The sequence below is a fragment of the Streptomyces sp. NPDC048352 genome, from assembly GCF_040651895.1.
Classification (GTDB): domain Bacteria; phylum Actinomycetota; class Actinomycetes; order Streptomycetales; family Streptomycetaceae; genus Streptomyces.
Map to the genome: position 1 here is coordinate 1 of NZ_JBEZKZ010000161.1, position 2,231 is coordinate 2,231.

Consider the following 2,231-nt stretch of genomic DNA (forward strand, 5'->3'; position numbering starts at 1 on the left):
TGCTCGCTCATCTCCGCCGGACCGGTCGCACAGTTCAGACCGATCATGTCGATCCCGAGCGGCTCCAGCGCCGTCAGCGCCGCCCCGATCTCCGACCCCAGCAGCATCGTCCCGGTGGTCTCGACGGTGACGGAGCAGATCACCGGCAGGTCCGCCCCGCAGGCCGTCAAGGCCCGGCGGGCGCCGATGACCGCCGCCTTCGTCTGGAGCAGGTCCTGGGTGGTCTCGATGAGCAGCGCGTCGGCGCCGCCGGAGATCAGGCCCTCCGCGTTGGCCTGGTAGGCGTCGCGGAGGGTGGTGTACGGGGCGTGGCCGAGGGTGGGCAGCTTGGTGCCGGGGCCCATGGACCCGAGCACCCAGCGCTGCTGCCCCGTCGACGCGGTGAATTCGTCGGCGATCTCGCGGGCGATGCGGGCGCCGGCCTCGGACAGCTCGAAGTTGCGCTCGGCGATGTCGTACTCGGCGAGGGCCGCGTAGTTCGCGCCGAAGGTGTTGGTCTCGACGCAGTCGACGCCCACCGAGAAGTACGCCTCGTGGACCGAGCGGACGATGTCCGGCCGGGTCACGTTCAGGACCTCGTTGCAGCCCTCCAGCTGCTGGAAGTCCTCCATGGACGGGTCCTGCGCCTGGAGCATCGTGCCCATCGCTCCGTCCGCGACGACCACGCGGGTCGCGAGCGCCTCGCGGAGGGCGTCGCTTCGCGCACTCACGGCTTGGCCTGCAGGTGGGGAGTGATCTCGGCGGCCGGGCCGTTCCCGTACACGTCCGCCATCCGGGCCGTGAAGGAGGACGGGTCCAGCCGGTACTCCTGCGTGCCCACCGACTCCAGGACGGTCGTCGCCAGCGCACAGCCCAGCTGGGCGGCGCGTTCCTGGGACAGCCCCCAGCCGAGGCCCGCCAGGTAGCCGGCGCGGAATCCGTCGCCGACGCCCGTCGGGTCGGCGATGTCCTTGGCGGGGACCGCCGGGACGCTGACCGCTCGGGCGCCGGCCTTCAGGAGGGTGACGCCGTCGCCGCCGCGGGTGGTGATCCAGGTGCCGACCCGCTGAAGGACCTCGCGTTCGGTCCAGCCGGTGCGCTCCTGGAGCAGGGCGGCCTCGTACTCGTTGGTGAACAGCAGTTCCGCGCCGTCCACCAGACGCCGGGTCTCCTCGCCGTTCAGCCGGGCCAGCTGCTGCGACGGGTCCGCGGCGAGGGGGATGCCCAGCTCACGGGCTTCCGCTGTGTGCCGCAGCATCGCCTCGGGGTCGTCCGGGGCCACCACGACGTAGTCCGGCGTTCCCGAACGCCGCACCACGTCGGCCAGCCCGATCTCGCGGGCCTCGACCATGGCGCCCGTGTAGAAGGAGGCGATCTGGTTCTGGTCGGCGTCCGTGGTGCACATGAAACGTGCTGTGTGGCGTGTCGCGCTCACCTTCACGGAGGTGGTGTCGACACCGTGCTCCCGAAGCCAGGCGTCGTACGGGGCGAAGTCCGTGCCGGCGGCGCCGACCAGCAGCGGCGAGAATCCCAGACATCCCAGACCGAAGGCGATGTTCGCCGCGACGCCGCCGCGGCGCACCTCCAGGTCGTCCACCAGGAACGACAGCGAGATCGTGTCGAGCCGGTCGGGTATCAGCTGCTCGGTGAAGCGGCCGGGGAAGGTCGTCAGGTGATCGGTGGCGATGGATCCGGTGACCGCGATACGCATGTCAGACCCCCGCGGCCTTGCGCAGCGCCTGGGCGCGGTCGGTGCGCTCCCAGGTGAAGTCGGGGAGTTCGCGGCCGAAGTGGCCGTAGGCGGCGGTCTGGGCGTAGATGGGCCGCAGCAGGTCGAGGTCGCGGACGATCGCGGCCGGGCGGAGGTCGAACACGGCGGAGACGGCTTCCTGGATGCGCTCGTCGGGCAGGGTGCCGGTGCCGAAGGTCTCCACGAAGAGGCCGACGGGCTCGGCCTTGCCGATGGCGTACGCGACCTGCACCTCGCAGCGGGCGGCCAGGCCTGCGGCGACCACGTTCTTGGCGACCCAGCGCATCGCGTACGCGGCACTACGGTCGACCTTGGAGGGGTCCTTGCCGGAGAAGGCACCGCCGCCGTGGCGGGCCATCCCGCCGTAGGTGTCGATGATGATCTTGCGGCCGGTCAGGCCGGCGTCACCCATCGGACCGCCGATCTCGAAACGGCCGGTCGGGTTCACCAGCAGCCGGTAGCCCTCGGTGTCCAGCTTGATGCCGTCCTGCGCCAGCTGCGC

3 protein-coding genes are annotated in these 2,231 nt (G+C 71.4%); all 3 read right to left on the reverse strand.

All coding sequences use genetic code 11. The annotated features are described in order from the left end of the window. Positions 1-710: homocysteine S-methyltransferase family protein (locus tag AB0D45_RS34720; RefSeq protein ID WP_362466674.1), on the reverse strand; the 710-nt coding region annotated here is incomplete at its 3' end. Then, positions 707-1,690 (reverse strand): carbohydrate kinase family protein, encoded by a 984-nt coding sequence (locus AB0D45_RS34725; protein ID WP_362466677.1) that lies wholly within the window; start codon positions 1,688-1,690, stop codon positions 707-709. The genes AB0D45_RS34720 and AB0D45_RS34725, both read right to left, overlap by 4 nt. A 1-nt stretch (position 1,691) precedes the next feature. Further along, a partial coding sequence (locus AB0D45_RS34730) for a methionine adenosyltransferase domain-containing protein (RefSeq protein ID WP_362466679.1) occupies positions 1,692-2,231 on the reverse strand: 540 nt, incomplete at its 5' end.